Annotated in this window: 19 protein-coding genes; 9 read left to right on the forward strand and 10 right to left on the reverse strand. The window is 62.0% G+C overall.

Annotated elements, in window-relative coordinates; all coding sequences use genetic code 11:
* Positions 1-107: 107 nt before the first annotated feature.
* The 3 genes from AMK02_RS25675 to AMK02_RS25685 all read right to left on the reverse strand — a co-directional run bounded on the left by AMK02_RS25675 (position 108) and on the right by AMK02_RS25685 (position 3,106).
* Positions 108-1,454, reverse strand: a complete 1,347-nt coding sequence (locus AMK02_RS25675; protein WP_064807946.1) for an NAD(P)/FAD-dependent oxidoreductase — start codon at positions 1,452-1,454, stop codon at positions 108-110.
* A 2-nt stretch (positions 1,455-1,456) separates the two neighbouring features.
* A complete protein-coding gene (locus tag AMK02_RS25680) occupies positions 1,457-2,344 on the reverse strand; it encodes a dihydrodipicolinate synthase family protein (protein WP_064807365.1) in 888 nt (295 codons plus the stop codon).
* A gap of 66 nt (positions 2,345-2,410) precedes the next feature.
* The gene (locus tag AMK02_RS25685) at positions 2,411-3,106 is read right to left on the reverse strand and encodes a GntR family transcriptional regulator (protein WP_064807947.1); all 696 of its coding nucleotides are present in this window, start codon (positions 3,104-3,106) and stop codon (positions 2,411-2,413) included.
* A gap of 216 nt (positions 3,107-3,322) precedes the next feature.
* On the opposite strand from AMK02_RS25685, the gene AMK02_RS25690 reads away from it, so the two are divergent.
* On the forward strand, positions 3,323-3,526 hold the full coding sequence (locus AMK02_RS25690) for a hypothetical protein (protein ID WP_335720580.1): 204 nt from the start codon (positions 3,323-3,325) through the stop codon (positions 3,524-3,526).
* Positions 3,527-3,636: 110 nt separating this feature from the next.
* On the opposite strand, the gene AMK02_RS25695 is transcribed toward AMK02_RS25690, so the two are convergent.
* Entirely contained in the window at positions 3,637-4,935 is a 1,299-nt protein-coding gene (locus AMK02_RS25695) for a GGDEF domain-containing protein (RefSeq protein WP_064807367.1), read from the reverse strand.
* A gap of 152 nt (positions 4,936-5,087) precedes the next feature.
* Between AMK02_RS25695 and AMK02_RS25700 the strand changes: the two genes are divergently transcribed.
* The 3 genes from AMK02_RS25700 to AMK02_RS25710 all read left to right on the forward strand — a co-directional run bounded on the left by AMK02_RS25700 (position 5,088) and on the right by AMK02_RS25710 (position 7,423).
* A complete protein-coding gene (locus tag AMK02_RS25700; protein WP_064807369.1) occupies positions 5,088-6,776 on the forward strand; it encodes a sensor histidine kinase in 1,689 nt (562 codons plus the stop codon).
* Positions 6,777-6,778: 2 nt separating this feature from the next.
* Positions 6,779-7,135 (forward strand): response regulator, encoded by a 357-nt coding sequence (locus AMK02_RS25705; protein ID WP_064807371.1) that lies wholly within the window; start codon positions 6,779-6,781, stop codon positions 7,133-7,135.
* Between the two features lie 102 nt (positions 7,136-7,237).
* A complete protein-coding gene (locus AMK02_RS25710; RefSeq protein WP_020919137.1) occupies positions 7,238-7,423 on the forward strand; it encodes a hypothetical protein in 186 nt (61 codons plus the stop codon).
* Between the two features lie 40 nt (positions 7,424-7,463).
* On the opposite strand, the gene AMK02_RS25715 is transcribed toward AMK02_RS25710, so the two are convergent.
* The 4 genes from AMK02_RS25715 to AMK02_RS25730 form a co-directional block, all read right to left on the reverse strand.
* Positions 7,464-7,982 carry a hypothetical protein gene (locus AMK02_RS25715; RefSeq protein WP_064807373.1) on the reverse strand — a complete coding sequence of 173 codons (519 nt, stop codon included), beginning with the start codon at positions 7,980-7,982 and terminating at the stop codon, positions 7,464-7,466.
* Positions 7,983-8,067: 85 nt separating this feature from the next.
* The gene (locus AMK02_RS25720) at positions 8,068-8,610 is read right to left on the reverse strand and encodes a GXWXG domain-containing protein (protein WP_064807951.1); all 543 of its coding nucleotides are present in this window, start codon (positions 8,608-8,610) and stop codon (positions 8,068-8,070) included.
* Positions 8,610-9,107, reverse strand: coding sequence for a metallophosphoesterase family protein (locus tag AMK02_RS25725; RefSeq protein WP_064807374.1), 498 nt, complete (start codon positions 9,105-9,107; stop codon positions 8,610-8,612). Before AMK02_RS25725 ends, AMK02_RS25720 begins: the two co-directional genes overlap by 1 nt.
* Positions 9,108-9,154: 47 nt before the next feature.
* A complete protein-coding gene (locus AMK02_RS25730) occupies positions 9,155-9,976 on the reverse strand; it encodes a DUF1206 domain-containing protein (protein ID WP_064807376.1) in 822 nt (273 codons plus the stop codon).
* 97 nt (positions 9,977-10,073) lie between these two features.
* On the opposite strand from AMK02_RS25730, the gene AMK02_RS25735 reads away from it, so the two are divergent.
* Complete coding sequence (locus tag AMK02_RS25735; protein WP_064807377.1) at positions 10,074-10,547, forward strand: NUDIX domain-containing protein; 474 nt, start codon at positions 10,074-10,076, stop codon at positions 10,545-10,547.
* Positions 10,548-10,554: 7 nt separating this feature from the next.
* On the opposite strand, the gene AMK02_RS25740 is transcribed toward AMK02_RS25735, so the two are convergent.
* Positions 10,555-12,840 carry a cation:proton antiporter domain-containing protein gene (locus AMK02_RS25740; RefSeq protein ID WP_064807379.1) on the reverse strand — a complete coding sequence of 762 codons (2,286 nt, stop codon included), beginning with the start codon at positions 12,838-12,840 and terminating at the stop codon, positions 10,555-10,557.
* A 204-nt stretch (positions 12,841-13,044) separates the two neighbouring features.
* Complete coding sequence (locus tag AMK02_RS25745; RefSeq protein ID WP_082240389.1) at positions 13,045-14,043, reverse strand: LacI family DNA-binding transcriptional regulator; 999 nt, start codon at positions 14,041-14,043, stop codon at positions 13,045-13,047.
* Positions 14,044-14,490: 447 nt separating this feature from the next.
* Between AMK02_RS25745 and denD the strand changes: the two genes are divergently transcribed.
* From denD to AMK02_RS25770, 4 genes are all read left to right on the forward strand, one after another.
* Positions 14,491-15,477 carry a D-erythronate dehydrogenase gene (gene denD, locus AMK02_RS25755; RefSeq protein WP_064807383.1) on the forward strand — a complete coding sequence of 329 codons (987 nt, stop codon included), beginning with the start codon at positions 14,491-14,493 and terminating at the stop codon, positions 15,475-15,477.
* Positions 15,474-16,247 carry an SDR family oxidoreductase gene (locus AMK02_RS25760; protein WP_064807385.1) on the forward strand — a complete coding sequence of 258 codons (774 nt, stop codon included), beginning with the start codon at positions 15,474-15,476 and terminating at the stop codon, positions 16,245-16,247. The genes denD and AMK02_RS25760 overlap by 4 nt, the downstream gene beginning before the upstream one ends.
* A 69-nt stretch (positions 16,248-16,316) precedes the next feature.
* A complete protein-coding gene (locus AMK02_RS25765) occupies positions 16,317-17,384 on the forward strand; it encodes an ABC transporter ATP-binding protein (RefSeq protein WP_064807387.1) in 1,068 nt (355 codons plus the stop codon).
* A gap of 191 nt (positions 17,385-17,575) precedes the next feature.
* Positions 17,576-18,880, forward strand: coding sequence for an ABC transporter substrate-binding protein (locus tag AMK02_RS25770; protein ID WP_064807389.1), 1,305 nt, complete (start codon positions 17,576-17,578; stop codon positions 18,878-18,880).
* Positions 18,881-18,913: the final 33 nt, after the last annotated feature.

Genomic DNA, 18,913 nt, shown 5'->3' on the forward strand with positions numbered 1-18,913 from the left:
ATTGCAACACCGGGTGGCGATCAACGGCCGTAGTTTTGAGACGATCGCTGCCTTTATTGGGGGACCAGTCATGGACCCGCAGCGCTATCGAGTGACTAAGCCACCACTCATTCGGCCCCCGCACGCCATTCGCGATAGGCGAGATGGATCTTCGCGCCGATCGTCGTCAGCGGCTGCGGCGGCAGTGATACCGGCGCCGCCAGACGACTGTAGACGCGGCCGAGTTCGGAGTCGTGCCCCAGCAGGCGTTCGGCCGCGGCGATGCCGGCGGCGGTGGAGTTGGATGCGCCGAGGCCGTTGCAGCCGCAGGCGGCGAAAACGCCGCGCTCGATTTCTCCGAAAGCCGGCACATGATTGTGCGTCAGCGCCATCGCGCCGCCCCAGCGGTACTGCATGCCGAGACCGGCAAGATCGGGAAAGCGGTGGGCGAATTTGTCGTCATGCATGCGGCCGGCGCTGCGGATGGCGGCATCGCTGATTGCAATGCGGGGATTGTAGCTGTAGCGCGACCGCACCAGGATGCGGTCGCCGCCGGCAGTGTTGATGCGCCGCACCGTCGTCCCCATCGGCAGGGCAGGGGTCGCCGCCCATTTCCTTTCGCCGCCGAGCCTTGCCGGATCGAATTCCTGCGTCATGGACGCGTAGGTGAAGACATGGAGGAGGCGTCCGCGGAAGAAGCCGAAGCTTTCGGCGTGGCCGTTATTGGCCATGATGATCTTCGCAGCCCGCACCGATCCCTTCGGCGTCTTCACCAGCCATCCGTCGCCGGAGCGCTCGAAGGAGAGAGCAGGCGTCTGCTCGAAGAGCCGCACCGGCTCCTTCAGGCAGTCGGCCACGCCGCTTATATAGGCGGCCGGCTGGATGATGATCGTCCCCGGCGAGAACAGGCCGGAGGTAAAGGATTTCGATCCGGTCACAGCCTCGATTTCTTCGCGTTTGAGCAGTCGATGCGCTTCGCCCATCTTCGAAAGCTGCCGCGAGTAAGCGGCCAGATGTTTGTCGCCTTTCGCGCTCATCGCAATACTGTAGCGGCCGCACGGATCGAACAGATCCTTTCCCCAGCCGTTTTCGGCAGCCACTTCGGTGGCAAGAGCAATCGCCGAACGCTGCAGGAGCACGGAATCGCGGAACCTGCCTTCCGACTCGCCGCTGAAATCGTCCGAGGAGACCTCATGCGGCAGGTCGATGATGAAGCCGGAATTGGCGCCGGCTGGACCTTCGCCGACGATGCCGGCTTCGAGAATGGCGACCCGGACTGTCGGATCGAGCCGCGAGAGGCGGTGGCCCGCCGAAAGACCGGCAAAACCGCCGCCGATGATCGCGACATCGACGCTGATCGCTTCGCTCAAGACCGGCCGCGGCGTGCGCGGGGCAAGTGTGGCCACCCATCCCGACACGCCCGCACGTTTGGGAAGCCTGGATGCGACGAAGACGTTCTTAGCGGTCCCGCTCACGGTCAAATCGCCTCCCGCTTTATGAGCGCTTCGAGGGAGCGGCGCAGCGCGGGAACCTTCTCGGGAGCCAGCGCGCGCAACGGCTTGCGCGGAACGCCGGCACCGTAACCGGTGAGATCGGCGGCAGCGTAGACGGACTGCACGTAATCGCCTTCCCAGATCAGCCCCATTGCCGGCTCCAGGATCTTCCAGAGCGCGCGCACCTCATCCCACTTGCGCTCGGCCGCCGCCGCGACGAGAGCGACGCAGGTTTTCGGAGCGAAATTCGCGCCACCCCAGATCAGGCCGTCGCATCCGGCATAGAGCGCGTAGGGAACGAGCGGATCGGCGCCGTTCATCACGAAGCGGCCGGTGCGAATGAGCGCCGCCTGCTTGCTCAGGTCCCCGCCGCTGTCCTTGACGGCGCAGAAGCCGGGAATCTCGTTCAGCCTGTCGAGGAGCTCCGGCGTGATGGCGACGCCCACCGCCTGGGGCACGTTGTAGCCGATGACGGGAAGGCCTGATCCGGCGACCTCGGCGTAGAAATCGAGAATGCCCTGATCGTCGGTCGGGCCTTCGAAGAAGGGCGGAAGCACCATGACGCCTTCGGCGCCGGCATCGCGGGCTCGTGCCGTCCGCTCTACGACATCTTCGACGAGGAGCGCCGAGGTCTGGGCGATCACCTTGGCTCGGCCGTTGACGATTCTGGCGCCGCGGCGGATCAGTTCCTCGGATTCCGCCTTGGAGAGATAGACATGCATGCCGGTGCCGGAGCTGAACAGGAAGCTTCTGACCCCGGCGGCGAGATAGCGCTCGACATTGTCTTCAAGCCGTCCGTAGTCGATGCGGCCGGCATCGTCGAACGGCGTGGTGATTGCGAGGTTCAGTCCCGGAAACGGAAATGCGGTCATTGGATGGATCCCTTGCACTGGAGCGAGCCGGATTGGCTTGAGCTGCGTATCTTGTTCCTGGCCGGCCTAGAGGGTCGGCGCTTCCATTCCCTCGGGGGCCGCGTACATGGCCATGTTGCGTCGGGAAAGTTCGAGATGGAGCCGCGCCAGCTCACCGGAGGCTTCGGCATCGCGCCGCTCGATCGCCTCGATCATCTGGTCATGCTGCCGCGCCGCCAGTTCGAGCTCTTCCTGCATGCGCGGTGTGTTCGGATGTTTGTAGAAGATCTTCCCGATACGGGCATGATCGATCTGCAGGCGGCGAAGGCTCGGGACCACATAGACGTTGTGAGCCATCTCGCCCACCTGCCGGTGGAACTGGTCGTTCTGGAATACCCGGCCCTCGACGTCGCAATCGTCCACCGCTCTGCGGAAGGCGCGCTGGATTTCCTTCAGAGCTTTGAGCTCCGCTTTCGTTCCATTCTCGGCTGCGAGCTTGTTTGCGGTGATGTAGATCATCGGCGCAAGCAGGAAGAAGTCGCGCAGCGACTGGTAGCTCATGGAGCTGACGCGGGCGGCGCGGTTTGTCTCGAGCTCGATATAACCCTCGCCAGCCATCTGTCGCATCAGTTCGCGCACCGGCGGGCGGGAAAGCCCGAACTCTTCGCTCAAGGCCACTTCATCAAGCACGGCTCCCGGAGGCAGCTCCATCGTCAGAATGCGTCTGCGCAAAGCGAGCTCAAGGCTGCCCTTGCGATCCGGACCTGCGGTCTGTGTGTTCATGTCGACTGCCTTCATTATTCTTAAAGTAGACACTAAGTAGACAGATCGAAAACGTCAAGGGACGGCGATCAGAAGGGATGTCCTGAAGCTGCGCGATGAGGTTCGCAAAGTGAAAGCGCGATGCCGCGCGGAAACAAAACGGCGGCTGTGTTGTTACTGATAGACACACGCAGGAGCGTTTCGCTTGCGAGGAAAGTAGCCGTAACCCGGAGCAGGATGATGGACACAGCAACACATTGGGCGCTTCTCCTCGGCATATTGACCTTGGCGAGCTGGTTAGCCGGAGGCTTCGCGGCGGTGCTTGGAAACGTGGAGCTTGGCCATCACGGGCAAAAGGCAGCCGAATATCTGACATTCGGTCTGAGCGTCACCGGCTTCATCTCCGCCGTCGCGATGGTATTAATCCTGGTGATCCGATGACCTCGATCACCCGAGTGGCCATAGACCCGACCTTCCCGCGATCGTCGATTATGTTGGGTGGAGCTGGATGATCGTTCGAGAGAAGGAACTCTGATCGATCTGCCTATCCGCTACCCCTGGCGTCGCGCGGCGGTCTGCCCCGCGGCAGCAGGCGGACGACGAAAGATCGAGACCTGGTTGCGTCCGGCTTCCTTGGCGCGATAAAGCGCCATGTCGGCTTCGTGCTGGAGATTGGCCAACGAAACATCCGTGTCGACAGCCGACTTGCACGCCACGCCGACGCTCAGCGTCACCGAGGGCCCGACGCTGGAGGCCGGGTTCGGCAGGGCGGCCGCTTCCACGCTCTCGCGTATTCGCCTGGCGACTGCGACGGCCTCTTCTTCATCGACATCCGGAAGCACGATGAGAAACTCCTCGCCGCCATGGCGCGAGACGAGATCGCGATCGGCGCGCACGCAGCTCTGGATGATGCCGGCAACCTTGACGAGGCAGCGATCGCCTTCGCTATGTCCGAGCTTGTCGTTTAGCCCTTTGAAGTGGTCAATGTCGCACATCAGCATGGCGACGATGCCGGTCTCACGGCCGTGGCGCCAGAGGCTCTCGAGCGTTTCCATCATCCAACGGCGGTTGGCGATCCCGGTCAGCGGGTCGGTTCTGGCCAGCCGCTCCAATCGGGCGTTCGCGTCGGCAAGCTCCGCGACGCGGCGCTGATCCCTGCAGTCCAGAAGAAATGTCTTTTGCGCCAGGATGTTCATCGTTCGCCTGGCGACCACCGTCGCGATGATCCCACAGGAAAAGAACAGGGTCGCGGCGACGACACTGCCCGCTTCCAAAAGCGGGTTGTGCCATTGAAGGATGAAGTAGAGACATAGGGCATAACAGGCGATTGCGGTCGTCCAGGCCAGCGGCACGCTGAAGATCGTGATTGCGCTCGTCGCGACGAACAACATGATGCTTAGATGCCGCTCGTAAAATTCGCCGCCGGCAAAAACGCCGACCAGCCCGACCGAGAGGAGAATAAGGAACATTCCCACAAGCAGCGACGCCCGCTGAACGGCCGCCGGGCGCGGCTTGTTCCAAACCACCGCGGTCAAAATTGCCGCCGGCGGCAAAAGGCAGGCGGGAGCAATCATCGACAGAACGATCTGCCGGGGAAGCAGGACGGCGTTCAGCGCCAGCGTCAGAACATCGACAAACGCGACCCAAATCATCCAGGAGCGGATGACCTTCGCCGTCTGCCGCCACAACCTTTCATCAAAACGACGGCGCAGCTCGCCCGTCAGGCGGATATCGCGGGTTCGGCCCGATAAAAGACGTTCGACCTCATCCGCCATTGCGCCAGTCAACGGCCGTGGCGGCACAGACCCGGCTGGAGAGGTTTCAGAGGAAGTGCTTTTGGCATCACTCATCTTTGATTTAACTAGCCGCGATGCAAAACTCGGCAAGGCTTACCCACCCGCATCGGGATTCGTATGTTGATATTTTGTAAACAAGATTGCGCGCGCGGTCTGGGCCGGATCGTCTCGATCATGCTACCAACCCTTTTCCGAGAGGGGACAGTATGAGACTCAAACTGGTTGCAGTTGCGGTCGCGGCGCTGGCGCCGGTGGTTGCGATGCTCTTCTACAACGAGATCGCGCTCCGCCATCAGCGCAACGAGGAAGTGCGCACCTCCGCTGCGCAGGCGGCGAGGCAAGCCTCGTCGGAAGTCGAACGGATTATTGAGGGCCTGCACGCCCTTCTCGTCTCCGTGTCATCAATGCCTTCCGTCCGACACCTCGACGTCCCGGCTTGCAACGACGCCCTGAAATCGGTTGCCGAAAACATTCCCAACATCCGCACCATCTTCGTCGCCGGGCTCGATGGGCGGCCGATCTGCGGAAGCATGGCTTTCCCGAAAGGCGTGGTCTTTTCCGACCGCGATTATTTCCAGCAGACTTTGGAGACCAAGGACTTTTCCGTCGGCACCTATACGCAGAGTCGCCTTTCCGACCGCCCGGTGCTGCCGCTCGCGATCCCCCTGATGGAAGGCGATATCATCAAGGCCATCATCGTCAGCGGGATCCGGCTGGACTGGCTGCAGAACCGCATCACCGAGCGCGGCGTTGCTCCCGGCAATGCGGTGACCATCGCCGACGGCAAGGGAACCATTGTCGCGCACGTTCCCTCTCCCGATCAGTTCGTCGGTACGATCTTGCCCGAGGAATACCAGCAGCTGATCCACGCTGAACAGCCTGATGTCATTGAGACCACCAGTCAGGACGGAACAGCGCGCATCCTCGGTTATCGCCCGATAGCCTTGCCTTCCAACCCCCTCTATGTCAGCGCCGGCTTCTCGAAAACGGAGGTCTTCGCGCCGATCGAACGGGCGACGCTGATGAATACGCTCGCCATCATCGGCGGTGCGCTTTTCGCCTTCGTCGCCGCGATCTTTATCGGTAACCGCTTCATCCTGATACCGATCTCCAGGATCGCGGATGTGATGGAAAGTTGGCGCAGCGGTCAGACGACGGCGCGGACCGGCATGAAGGGACCGGGCGAGCTGGGGCTCGTCGGCGCAACCTTCGATCGGCTGCTCGACGAACTCGAAGACCGCAGGCGCCAAAATCAGCAGGCGGAGGAGGAACGGAGCCTGCTCGTCCGCGAGCTTGCGCATCGCGTCAAGAATGGCTTCACGCTCGTGCAGGCGATTGCCAGACAAACCTTCTCGCGGTCCGATCCGGAGAGATACAATTCCTTCGCCGAGAGGCTCGCAGCCCTCGCCGGTACCTATGACCTCATCCTGTCGCGGGAGGGGTCGGCTTCGCCCATTCGGGATATCCTGTCCGCAGCCCTGCGGGCGCATGTCGCCTCGCAAGCCGAGCGCATTCGTCTCGACGGACCGGACGTGGTTCTTCCGGCGGACACCGCCCTGCCGCTCTCGCTGGTGATTCATGAGCTGGCGACCAACGCAACCAAGTATGGAAGCCTCGGCAGCGAAAATGGAACAGTCGCCATCGAATGGAAGCACGAGGATGGACGTGTCCTCCTTCTGTGGACGGAAGCCGGCGGGCCGCCGGTCTCGACGCCGACGAAAAAGGGCTTCGGCTCGGTGCTCATTGAACGTGCCTTCCCGTCGAAGGCGCAGGCGCGATCCCGCGTGGACTATCAGGCCGAAGGCCTCATCTTCGAAGTAATATTTTCGATTGGGGAACCGGTTGCCAGAGGCGAAGTTGACCCTCTGAGCCGGGACGTAAAGCATACGAGCTAGAGATGAAAACCAAGGTGGTCGTGGTCGAGGACGAGGCTCTGCTGCTGATGATGGCGGTCGCCATCGTCGAGGAGGCAGGCTTTGAAGCGCTCGAGGCACGCAATGCCGACGAGGCGCTCATGCTCTTCGAAAGAGTGCCCGGCATCCGGATCCTGTTTACCGATATCGACATGCCGGGCAGCATGGATGGCTTGATGCTCGCAAGGGCCGTCCGCGACCGCTGGCCGCCCGTGGAAATCATCATCGTCTCCGGCATGAAGCAGCCGGACGCGGGCGCCTTGCCCGAGCGCGGCGTCTTCTTCTCCAAGCCCTACGATATCCGGCAGCTTACCAATGCGCTCGTCAGCATGGCCGCGTAGGGCTTCGGCCGCGGCACGGGCTGCGCCACGGGAAATGACGCGGGATGATGCATCCTTCTGGAATCTCGTGCGTTTTCCCTGCTTCAACAGCAGGAGACCACCATGTCCAAACGCGAACTCATCGATACAGGCACTGACAAGCGCTACGTCCGCCGCGACGACCAGGGTCGTTTCACCGAGTCAGCGGACGTCAGCCGCTCGCTCTCGGCAGACAAGCGGCGCCGGGCAAAAAATGATGCAAAGCCCGGAGAAGGCGATCGCGGCGACCGTCACGCCAAAAGGCACTGAAATCGAGTCGTCGCTCCTGTGAGCGCGGCTGCTCGAGCGGCTATCTTTCTGCCATGGAAGGCCGCTGCAAATCGATGCGGCTGGTTACGACCGGCTGGCCGGAAGCGGGGTCTTTGTCGACGGTCTGCAGTCGAAGCCTGTTCTGCCCGACCTTCTCAATCGTTAAAATTGCATCTCGGTCGCCGTTGACCAGCCGCGCCCACGTCACACGCAGGTTGAGGGCGGTGCCTTTCCTGCTCCCGGCAAGCTTCGACGGCAGCCCCGATGGTCCCACGTACTTGCCGGTATAACGCTCTCCGGCGGCATTTACGGTCGCCGAGAAGCTCCTGGTGAAAACGGCAAGGCCGCGACACGTCCCATTCATCGAGATGGCAGATGCACCCGCATCAGATCGCAGGGTGCAGGAGACCTTCAGATTCGCGCCGCCTATCTTGGTGAGGACCATCCCGGTTCCGCTCCAGTCACCGTCCAAAGACTGGAGAAATCCTGCCTCCGACGCCGTTGCCTCGGCCGGCAAGCAGGAGAGCGAAAGCAAAGTCGCGATCAGAGCAGCACGCATGAAATCCCCCAGGGTTGCATGGCCTAACTCACGAGAGGAGCAGATTGTTCCCCGTCGCGGCACTCGTGCAACCATTGCCCTCGCCTCATCCACTCCGTCGCTGCGATGCGGCGTCGATCCTGCGGAGCTCGAAGAAATAACGACAGGCATCGCCGTCGACGCACATCATACCAGCGACCTGGTCGTCTCCCGTCCTGCGGAAATAGTCGGCGATCGGCTGCCTGTCGTAGACCATAGCAGCTGTGGTGAAGTTATCGAAGGTCTGAAGCCTCAGCGACGCGGTCGTACCCCGCGCCCGCAGCGCCTTCTGCAGGTAGGAGAAGCAGCTCCGGGCGATCCGAGTGCGGCCGAACGGCGCCGCCTTGATGGCCAGGCGGATCGGAAAAATGCCGGGGTCGATCGCCACCAGCCGATCCCACCGCCACTGAAAGAGGAGGGCGTCGGCGCGCATGTCGGCGTGAAACCGCTTGCCGAACCAGCCCAGGTTCTCGAGAACGCCGTCGAGCGGGTGGCCCGATGGGATGCCCGCACCTCGCCACAGGCCGAGCATCTCGGCCGGCCGGACCGGCGCCAGCGAAGAGAACCAGGCGGTCATTTCGTTCTGTCGCTTAGCACTTTTCAGCGGCATCATGACCCCGGCTTCGTCGACAATAGGGCTTGCAGCGACACCGGCCTGAGGCCCTGCGCATCGACGCCGACATCGTACTGGCGGGGCAGGGGCTTGAGGCGGCCGTGGGAATGTCCGTGCAGATTGATCGACTTCTTGCCCATCTTGTTCCAGGTGCGGAACGGGTAATGGCACAGGATCAGCAGATGATCGTCCAGCGTCATTTCGCTGTAGTGCTGAACGCTTGCCCATCCCGTCGCCTCGGTCGTCGTCGGGGGATCATTATTCCCGATGATGAGGTGCTTCCGCCCGTTCAGCATCGAAAGGAGCTGGTCGCAATCGCCGCCGCGGAAGGACATGAAGTCGCCGAGATGCCAGATATCGTCCTGCGCATCAACGATCTCGTTCCAGTTGCGGATCAGCGTTACGTCGTGGGACGCCATGTCGGGAAAGGGGCGTCGGTCGATGCGAAGGACGCGGGGATCTGCAAAGTGGGTATCGCCGATAAAGTAAATCATCTGACAGAGATGGCGCAGTCCGCCCGCTTGGGAAGCCGACGTGTTTGCTAATGGCCAGGTGTAGGAATCGAATGTTTCACGTCGTCAAGGGACGGGCTGTGCACGACGCGATAACGCGCTTCGACGAGGTTATAGATCCCGAAGGCCGCCAGGCCGATCGCGATGGCGATGTAGAGGATCGCGCCGAAAGGAAGCCGTCTCACCCATTCGAGCGCGTCCGCCATGCTGCCTGCCTGCTCAGGGTCAACACGAAAACCTGCATAGACGAAGAATATTCCGGTGATCACAAAGACGACGCCGCGGGCGACGAGGCCGTAGACGCAGACCGAGGTCACCACGCCGCTTGTGTCGGCGAGCCTGAGATAGCGTTCGAATTTCCTGGTAATGCCCTTGGCTGCCGTCACGGCCCCGCCGATGATGAAGCCGAGACCGACGGCCATGGCCAGATAGGCGCCGAACGGCTGCGACATGATCCATTCTGCCAATCCCTTCTCACCCGATCCCTGACTTCCGCCGCCGCTGAAGAGTGCGTGCCCCAGCGCGTATCCGGCAAGCCCGAGATAGACGACGGCGCTGCCGAAGAAAACCGTGCGGATGGCGATGGCCTTGGCGTCGCGGCCGTGGCCGTCGCTGTCGGCGAGCGACTGCGCTAGCCGCCAGGCGACGAAACCCAGAAGTCCGATGCCGATGAGACCAACCCAGACGCGGCCGAAGGGCTGTCCGAGAAGCGTCGAAAGTGCCGATTTCGTTTCCGACTTTCCGCCGGCGACGCCGGAGAAGAGGGCCAGCCCCGCCACGAGGAGGAACACGATACCGCGGGCCACATAGCCGCTCTTGGCAAGCAGGTCGAAACGAAATCCTTTGGGCATGATATTCTCCGCGCGTCCGTGTGGCTGTTAGCTCTAACGCGCTACCGCGCGGAAAGTTGTCATCGAGGAAAGACCATGAGCATTGAGGGCGTTGCCGATGCCGGTCCGTAGCGCCGGGCTTCTCATCTACCGCCTTTGCGAGACGAGGCCGGAGGTCCTGCTCGTCCATCCCGGCGGTCCCTTCTGGGCGAAGAAGGACGAGGGCGCTTGGTCGATCCCGAAAGGATTGATCGAAGCCGGCGAAGACGAATTGTCGGCAGCGATCCGGGAGGCGCAGGAGGAGCTCGGCGTCGAAATTCAAGGAAGCTTCGCCCGGCTCGGAGAATATCGCCAGCGCGGCGGAAAAGTGGTGGTCGTCTGGTCGGTGGAGGCGGACGCCGCGCTTGACGTCGAGACAGTGCGGAGTTCGGAGTTTCAGATCGAATGGCCACCGCGATCGGGCCGCATCCAGAATTTCCCCGAGGTCGACCGCGCCGGGTGGTTTCCCATCGCAGAAGCTGAAATCAAGATTCTCAAAGGCCAGGTTGCCATGCTTGCCGATCTCGCAAAACAGCTCGGCCAGGACCAGTAAACGCTCATCATTCTGTTTCGACAAGAATGAAGGAGCGGTCGGCGGCCTCGAGCAAAGTATCAGCGATCGGTCCATATGACAGCATCTCGCCGGCCCGTCGGCTGACGCCGAGCACGATCAGATTGAACCTGCCTCGGCGCGCCTGACGCAGGATCGACAGATCGGGTGCGCCGCCCGACTGGGTGATCTTTTCGACCGAAATGTCGTTGTAGCTCGCGATTTCGTCAATCTTCCTGAATGCGGCCAGATGCGCGTTGGCGATATCGCTCACACGCGGCGCCAATGACGCCTGTTGCGGCTCACGGATGTAAATCGCAGCTACGTGCGCGCTGCTGGCCTTGGCCACGACCAACGCGAATTCCGCCGCCCGCATGGACCGTTCTGTCCCGCTGATCGGCACCAAGATGCGCAGCCTTCCGTCATCGTCGGGCAAGGCGCCACGTTGCGAACAGATGGCAGTCGTTCCTTTGAACGACTTGCTCATCCTCGAAATTTTCTGGTCAAGACCTCCCTCGGGCGCTGCGGTGGGTTCGACCCCGACAAAGAGCATGTCATGACCCTTTTCGGCACTCTCGGCCAGCAGTGCTTCGAGGTCCCCGCTCGTCCCACTCGTTGTAACGTGAAGGTCGCCATCGATGGCGGCCTCCTGACTGCCGACGCGGCCGACGGTTCGCTGCGCGCTCTCCCTCACTTGTTCGGCAATCGCCATGGCGGTGTTATCGATTGTCCGTCCCGCTTCGTCCTTGTTGCCGCCGGATTGGGCTTCTGGGCCTTGGGGTTTTCCATCGATGTTCAACACGGTGATCGGCATCTTTCGCAAGGCAGTAAAATGGGCGGCAATGCGGGTCGCAAGGCCGCTGCTGGCGGAATTGTCGACGGCAAGAAGGATGCGTTCAAATTTCGAAAGGAAGCTTTGCTCTTCGAATCCTTGACGGGCCAAACGATCACGCTCGTCCTCCCGCATCGGCAGCCTTGCAAGCGCCCAACGCAGCGATGGCGGCATGGCCATGGTCGTGACCACCGCCATCGCCACAATGACGGAAAACAGCCGCTGATCGAGAACCCCGATGGAAAGACCGATCGAAGCGACGATGACCTCGGTGGAGCCGCGGGCGTTCATTCCGCAGCCAAGCGCGACGGCTTCCGGATTGGTAAAGCCGCTGAATTTGGCGCCGGCAAAGGCGCCTCCGAACTTTCCCAAGCTCGCAATCAGGATAAGGCCGAGCGCCAGGAGCAGGATGGCGGGATCGCTGAGAACGCCGAGATCCGTCTCCAACCCGGTCAGGCCGAAAAAGACCGGCATGAACAGCGCCGTTGTCAGCGCCCGAAGCTGGCTGTCGATCTGGCGGGTCAAAATCGGCGATTGACCGACCAGAATGCCGGCGACGAACGCGCCGAGAACCGTGTGCACACCGATCAGATCAGTGATGATCGCCATGGCGCCCATGATGGCGATGATGGCGCTAAGGACCGGCAGATCGCTTTTGAACTTATCGTTCGTCAGTCGGATGATTTCGAAGACGATGCGGCGCCCGATCGTGAAGCTGAACGCCATGAAAGCAAGCGTGCCGGCTACGCTCCTCACCAATATCCACAGATCGACGGCGCCATGTTCGGCAAGGCTGAAAGTCACGGCGATGATCACCCAGCCGACAGTATCGTCGATGATTGCCGACGCGACGATCAATTGGCCGATATTGCGTCGCATGAAATCCATTTCCCGGACGACGGATGCCACGATCTTGACGGAGGAGATGGAGAGAGCCGTTCCAAGAAAGAGCGCCGTCACCAGCCGCGCCTGCGGATTCGGCAACAGCGAGGCAGGGAGGAGCTCTCCCAGAGTAAAACCCGCGGCGAAGGGGATGAGAATACCGCTTAACGAAACGCCGAAGGCGGCGCGGCGCAGCCGGACCGCCAGGCCGAGATCCGTTTCCATACCGGCGAGAAGCAAGAGGAACAGGATGCCGAGCTGGGCAATGGCGTCGGTCATGCTTTTTTGTGCTTCGCCCGCCGGGAATAGCTGATGCTGAAGGTCAGGCCATAGAGACCCGAATACAGATGGCCCGAGGAGGACACCGCCGATGATCTGACCCATGATGGAGGGCTGGCCGATGCGCACCATGAACTCGCCGAGCAATCGCCCGATGGCGACGAGCACGATGATCTGGACGAGAAACAGCGTTTCCGATGGCGCGTCCCGATCGGCGACGCCTGCTGCCGAGGCCGAGGCTGCAACGAGGAGAAGCAGGATTGCCAGTGCAACTTGCCAATGCCAGGCGCCTTTCAGGCTCATCTGCACCGACTCCCTGGAACTCCGATCACCGTCAGCCTCGAAGCGACATATTCGAGCGTGGCATCATTTCAATGTTCGACACCGAACAACGTTCCGAGGACTGGCAGGGCCACGGGTCTTTGCATGCGCGCAACGGCGGCTGCAATTCTGCAAACCGACGCATCGAGCCAACTCTTCTGGAGGCGAGCACGAGGCATTCAGATTTCAATCCACGCCGGTGATCTCCGGAGTGAAGGCAATGATTTTTTCGGATATCTGGCTGCCGTCTCCGCTGCTCGCAGCGAGCAGAAGCGCGGCGGCGACTTCGCCCATCTGACGCCGTGGCGAAATCGAGGTTGCGATCCTGACCGGGAGGGCGCTGGCGACATCCAACCCGTTGAATCCGGCGATCAGGATTTCCGCAGGGCTGGAAATGCCGAGTTCCAGGCAGGCAAAGGCGCCGCCCGTCGCCATGTCGTCGTTGGAATAATAGATGCAGTCGAGATCCCTGGTCGCCGCGAGCATCGACATGGACAGCCGCTTGCCGTGCGCCACCGAGGAATAGGCGGCGTTGAACCGCTCGTCCACGAAAGCAAGGCCGCTCTCACGCAGCACTTTCTCGAAGCCGGCCTTCCGCTTGCCGGCGCGCAGATCTCTGTCGATCGCGCTGCCGATATAGCCGAATCGCCGCCGACCGGCGGCCAACAGCGCTTTTGCCATCTCTTCCCCGGCCTTGCCATGCGAAAGACCGACGTTGAAATCGATGGGCGTGCCGTCGAGATCCATCAGCTGAATGACGGGGATCGCGGCATTCTGCAACATTCTCACCGTTTCTGCCGGCTGATCGAGACCCGTCACAATGATGGCGGCAGGGCGCCAGGAGAGCATGTCGCGGATGATCTCGCGTTCCTTCGCCATATCGTAATCAGAGATGCCGAACACCGCCTGCATGCCTGATCCCCGCAGCCCGGCGGAAATGCCCGCTAGCATCTCGGGAAAGACGATGTTGGACATGCTGGGAACGACGACGGCGACGAGGTTGGTGCGCTGCGACGACAGTGAGAGCGCCAGCCGGTTACCGACGTAGTTTAGCCGCTCGGCCTGCTGAAGCACTTTTTCGCGAGTCTCCTTGGAAACGTCGGCGGCGCCGCGAAGGGCGCGCGATGCCGTCATCTTGCTGACGCCTGCCGCAGCGGCAACCTCTTCCAGTGTGGATTTACGCATCGCACCGACCCCATCGTCGAACTGCCTCGCCAGCGGGCAACGTCAGACTCATAGGCTCTTTTCCAAAAAAGGAAAACACTCGCTACTTGACATGCACGGTAAAAATAGGCGTTGTTACCGATACCGGTATCGATACCAGCCATGGGAAACGGGAGAGAAGCCGGGCGGGAGACAGGTAAAGCCATGGTCATAGAATCGGAGTCGATGGGCGCACAGGCAGCGCTTCGGAGGATCCGACATCTGATTAACGTTCGATAGCGATGATCTGCGGATCAGGAAAGGTGACTTGACCCGCAGGTTGCAAACCTATCTGAATTCGATCGGGCATATGCCGATCGGGCTGGTTCCAGATCGCGTCGCGAGCCGGCCCGGGAGTGACCACAAGGACAATAAGACGAGTAGCGCGATCTTGACCGAAGAGACCGGCCGACGGGAGGAAGAGCCGATATGCATGTGATGATCTTGGGAGCAGCCGGCATGGTCGGCCGCAAGCTGGTCGAGAAGATTGCGCGCGAGCCGCTCGCTTTCGGCCGATCCATCACCCGTCTGACGCTGGCAGATGCTTTTCAGCCGCCGGTGCCGGAGACGCTCCAGTCCGTCTCCACGACGCAGATAGTCGACCTTGCCGCCGCCGGCGTAGCTGACAGGCTGATCGAAAGCCGGCCGGATCTGATCTTTCACCTGGCCGCCATCGTGTCGGGTGAGGCCGAGGCAGATTTCGACAAGGGTTACGCCGTCAACCTCGATGGCACGCGCGCTCTCTTCGATGCGATCCGCCAGCTCAGCCTCAAGAGCGCCTATGTGCCGCGCGTCGTCTTTGCATCCTCGATCGCCGTCTTCGGCACGCCGTTCCCGGAGGTCATTCCGGATGAATTCTTTGCCACGCCGCTGACGAGTTACGGCACCCAGAAGGCAATTGCCGAACTGCTGCTTGCCGATTATTCCCGCCGCGGCATCTTCGATGGCATCGGCATCCGGTTGCCGACCATCTGCGTGCGCCCCGGTGCGCCCAACAAGGCGGCCTCCGGTTTCTTCTCCAATATCCTGCGCGAGCCGCTGGTCGGTAAGGAAGCCATATTGCCGGTCAGCGACAGCGTCCGGCACTGGTTTGCCAGTCCGCGCGCGGCCGTCGGCTTCTTCGTCCATGCCGCGACGATCGATACGGCGAGGATCGGCGCGCGGCGCAACCTGACCATGCCGGGCCTTTCCGCGCTGGTCTCCGAAGAGATCGACGCTCTGCGCCGGGTGGCCGGCGACAAGGCGGTCGCCCTCATCAAACGCGTGCCCGATCCTGTGATCGAACGCATCGTCGCCGGCTGGCCGACCCAGTTCGATGCGACGAGAGCCTCTTCGCTCGGTTTCAAGGCGGAAACGAGCTTCGACGAAATTCTGCAAGTGCATATCGAGGATGAACTCGGCGGGAGGATTGCGTGAGCGTATCGGCGAGCGGAGAAGCAAGGATCGCGCTTGTCACCGGCGGTGGCACCGGCGTCGGGCGTGCCATATCGAGGGGACTCGGCGCGGCCGGCTACAGAGTGGTGATTTCAGGACGACGGGCCGATGTGCTTGAAAAGGCGGCGAGCGAGCTTGGCAGCGAAACGGGGGCCGAGTTTTTCGCGGTTCCCGCCGATGTCGGCGATCCCGCTTCGGTGCGGGCTCTCTTCGATGCGATCGCGGAGAGATACGGACGGCTCGACCTCCTGGTCAACAATGCCGGCGTCACCGTACCGGGCGTACCGCTCGAGGAGGTTTCCTTCGAGCAATGGAACGCCATCGTCGCCGCCAATCTCACCGGCGCCTTTCTCTGCACGCAGCAGGCCTTCCGGCTGATGAAGAGCCAGAGCCCGCACGGCGGCCGCATCATCAACAACGGCTCCGTCTCGGCCACGACGCCGCGCCCGAATTCGGCGCCTTACACCGCGACGAAGCATGCCATTACGGGCCTGACCAAATCCACCGCGCTCGACGGGCGCGAATTCGACATCGCCTGCGGCCAGATCGATATCGGCAACGCCGCCAGCGACATGACGACGAGGATCGCGGCCGGTGTGCTGCAGGCCAACGGCAGCATTGCCGCGGAGGCGACGATCGACCCGGCCCATATTGCCGACGCCGTCGTCTACATGGCCGGCCTGCCGCTCAGCGCCAATGTGCTGACCATGACCGTGATGGCGACGAAAATGCCCTTTGTCGGGCGGGGGTAAGGCCTGCTGTCGCGGCCGAAGCGACATAATATGCAGTTATGCAGTGCTCATGATCTGGGAGGAGGGAGTATGGCAAACGTTCAGTTCGCGGATGTCCGGAAATCGTTCGGCGCGCATCCCGTCATCAAAGGGGTGGACATCGATATCGCCGACGGCGAATTCGTCATCCTCGTCGGGCCCTCGGGCTGCGGCAAGTCCACACTTCTCCGGATGCTGGCGGGGCTCGAGAATATTTCCGGTGGCGAGATCAAGATCGGCGGGCGCGTCGTCAACACGCTGCCGCCGAAGGACCGCGACATTGCCATGGTGTTCCAGAATTATGCGCTTTATCCGCATATGACGGTGGAGCAGAACATGGGCTTCTCGCTCATGCTCAACAAATCGCCGAAGGCAGAAGCCGAAAAGCGGGTAAAATATGCCGCCGGCATCCTCGGTCTCGACAAGCTGCTCGACCGTTATCCGCGCCAGCTTTCCGGCGGTCAGCGCCAGCGCGTCGCCATGGGCCGGGCCATCGTACGCAATCCGGAGGTCTTCCTGTTCGACGAGCCGCTGTCCAACCTTGATGCGAAACTGCGCGTCGCCATGCGCGCCGAGATCAAGGAACTGCACCAGCGCCTGAAGACGACGACCGTCTACGTCACCCATGACCAGATCGAGGCGATGACGATGGCCGACAAGATCGTCGTCATGCATGACGGCATCGTCGAGCAGATCGGCACGCCGCTCGAGCTTTACGACCGCCCCGCCAATCTCTTCGTCGGCGGTTTCATCGGTTCGCCGGCGATGAACATGATCCACGGCAGGCTCGATCCTGAGAATCCCAGCCAGTTCGTCGCCGCCAACGGTACGCGGCTGCCCGTCGCCAATGCGCCGACGAGCGCTGTCGGCCGCGATCTCGTCTACGGGCTGCGCCCCGAATATATCTCGCTCGATCCGAACGGCGTGCCGGCCGAGATCGTGGTGATCGAACCGACCGGCTATGAGACGCATCTGACCGTCCGCCTCGGCGGCAGCGATGTCAGCTGCGTCTTCCGCGAGCGTGTCGATGCCCGCCCGGGCGAAGCCATCCGGGTGGCGATCGATGCCAAGCATGTCCATCTCTTCGACGCCGAAGGCGGCATGCGATTGACCGACTGACGCCATCCGGCGGGATAAGGGGAGAGGAGGAGTCTCCCGTTCCGCCGGAGCGCGAGCATTCGAGGGGTGAGCCCCACGGGAGCGCAAACCTCCCTGGGGAGCTTGTGCCCCCGGGATGCCAGGCCGCCGTTCACCAAGCGGGAGGTGAATGCCGGAGAATTGCTCCCGCTGTTTCAATGAGGAGGAATCTCATGACGATCAAGAGACGTGAATTTCTTGCTGCATCGGCAGCCGTTGCCGGTGTCGCCGGCCTCGGCATCAAGCCGTCCTTTGCGCAGGCCGAACCGACCTACACGCCGGAAAGCGGCGCGAGCCTGCGTCTGTTGCGCTGGACGCCTTTCGTGAAGGGTGATGAGGAGGCCTGGCTTGCCAATACCAAGAAGTTCACTGAAGCCACCGGCGTGGAAGTGCGCATCGACAAGGAGAGCTGGGAGGACATCCGTCCGAAAGCCGCCGTTGCGGCCAATGTCGGCTCCGGTCCGGATCTCATCATGTGCTGGTTCGACGACGCGCACCAATATCCCGACAAGCTGGTCGATCTCACGGAACTCGGCAACTATCTCGGCAACAAGTACGAGGGCTGGTACGACGGCCTGAAGGGTTATGCCACCCGTGACGACAAGTTCATCGCCATGCCGCTGACGACGATCGGCAATGCCGTGGTCTATCGCGACAGCCATGTGAAGGCTGCCGGCTTCAACGAATTCCCGAACGATACCGCAGGCTTCCTCGAGCTTTGCAAGGCGATGAAGGCAAAGGGCACGCCCGCCGGCTTCCCGCACGGCAAGGCGGTCGGCGACGGTAACAACTACGCCCATTGGCTGCTCTGGAGCCATGGCGGCAAAATGGTCGACGAAAGCGGCACGGTGACGATCAACAGCCCGGAAACGCTCGCCTCGATCAACTATGCCAAGGAACTCTACGCGACCTTCATTCCGGGCACGGAAAGCTGGCTGGATGTCAACAACAACCGCGCCTTCCTCGCCGGCCAGGTATCGCTGATCGCCAACGGCGTCTCGGTCTATTACACGGCCAAGAACGATCCGAAGCTCGCCGAGATCGCAAAGGACATTCGCACGACGAACTTCCCGATCGGACCGGTCGGCAAGAGCGTCGAGCTTTTCCAGACGAGCTCTCTGCTGCTCTTCAAGCACAGCAAATATCCGGAAGCGGCCAAGGCCTACATCAAGTTCATGATGGAAGCTGATCAGATGAATGCCTGGATCCAGGGCTCCAGCGCCTATTGCTGCCAGCCACTCAAGGCCTTCGCCAAGAACCCGGTCTGGACCGCCGATCCGGTTCACGCGCCCTATGCGCGCGCCTCGGAAAAGCTGCGCCCGAACGGCTATGCCGGTCCGCTCGGCTACGCCTCGGCGGCAACCATGGCCGACTACGTGCTGGTCGACATGTATGCCGCCGCCGTCACCGGCCAGAAGTCGCCCGAGGACGCGATGAAGGAAGCCGAACGCCGGGCAAACCGCTACTACCGCGTCTGATCCGGAGCCGGGACGTGCAGCATGCCCGATATC

The organism is Rhizobium sp. N731 (assembly GCF_001664145.1).
GTDB classification, from domain to species: domain Bacteria; phylum Pseudomonadota; class Alphaproteobacteria; order Rhizobiales; family Rhizobiaceae; genus Rhizobium; species Rhizobium esperanzae.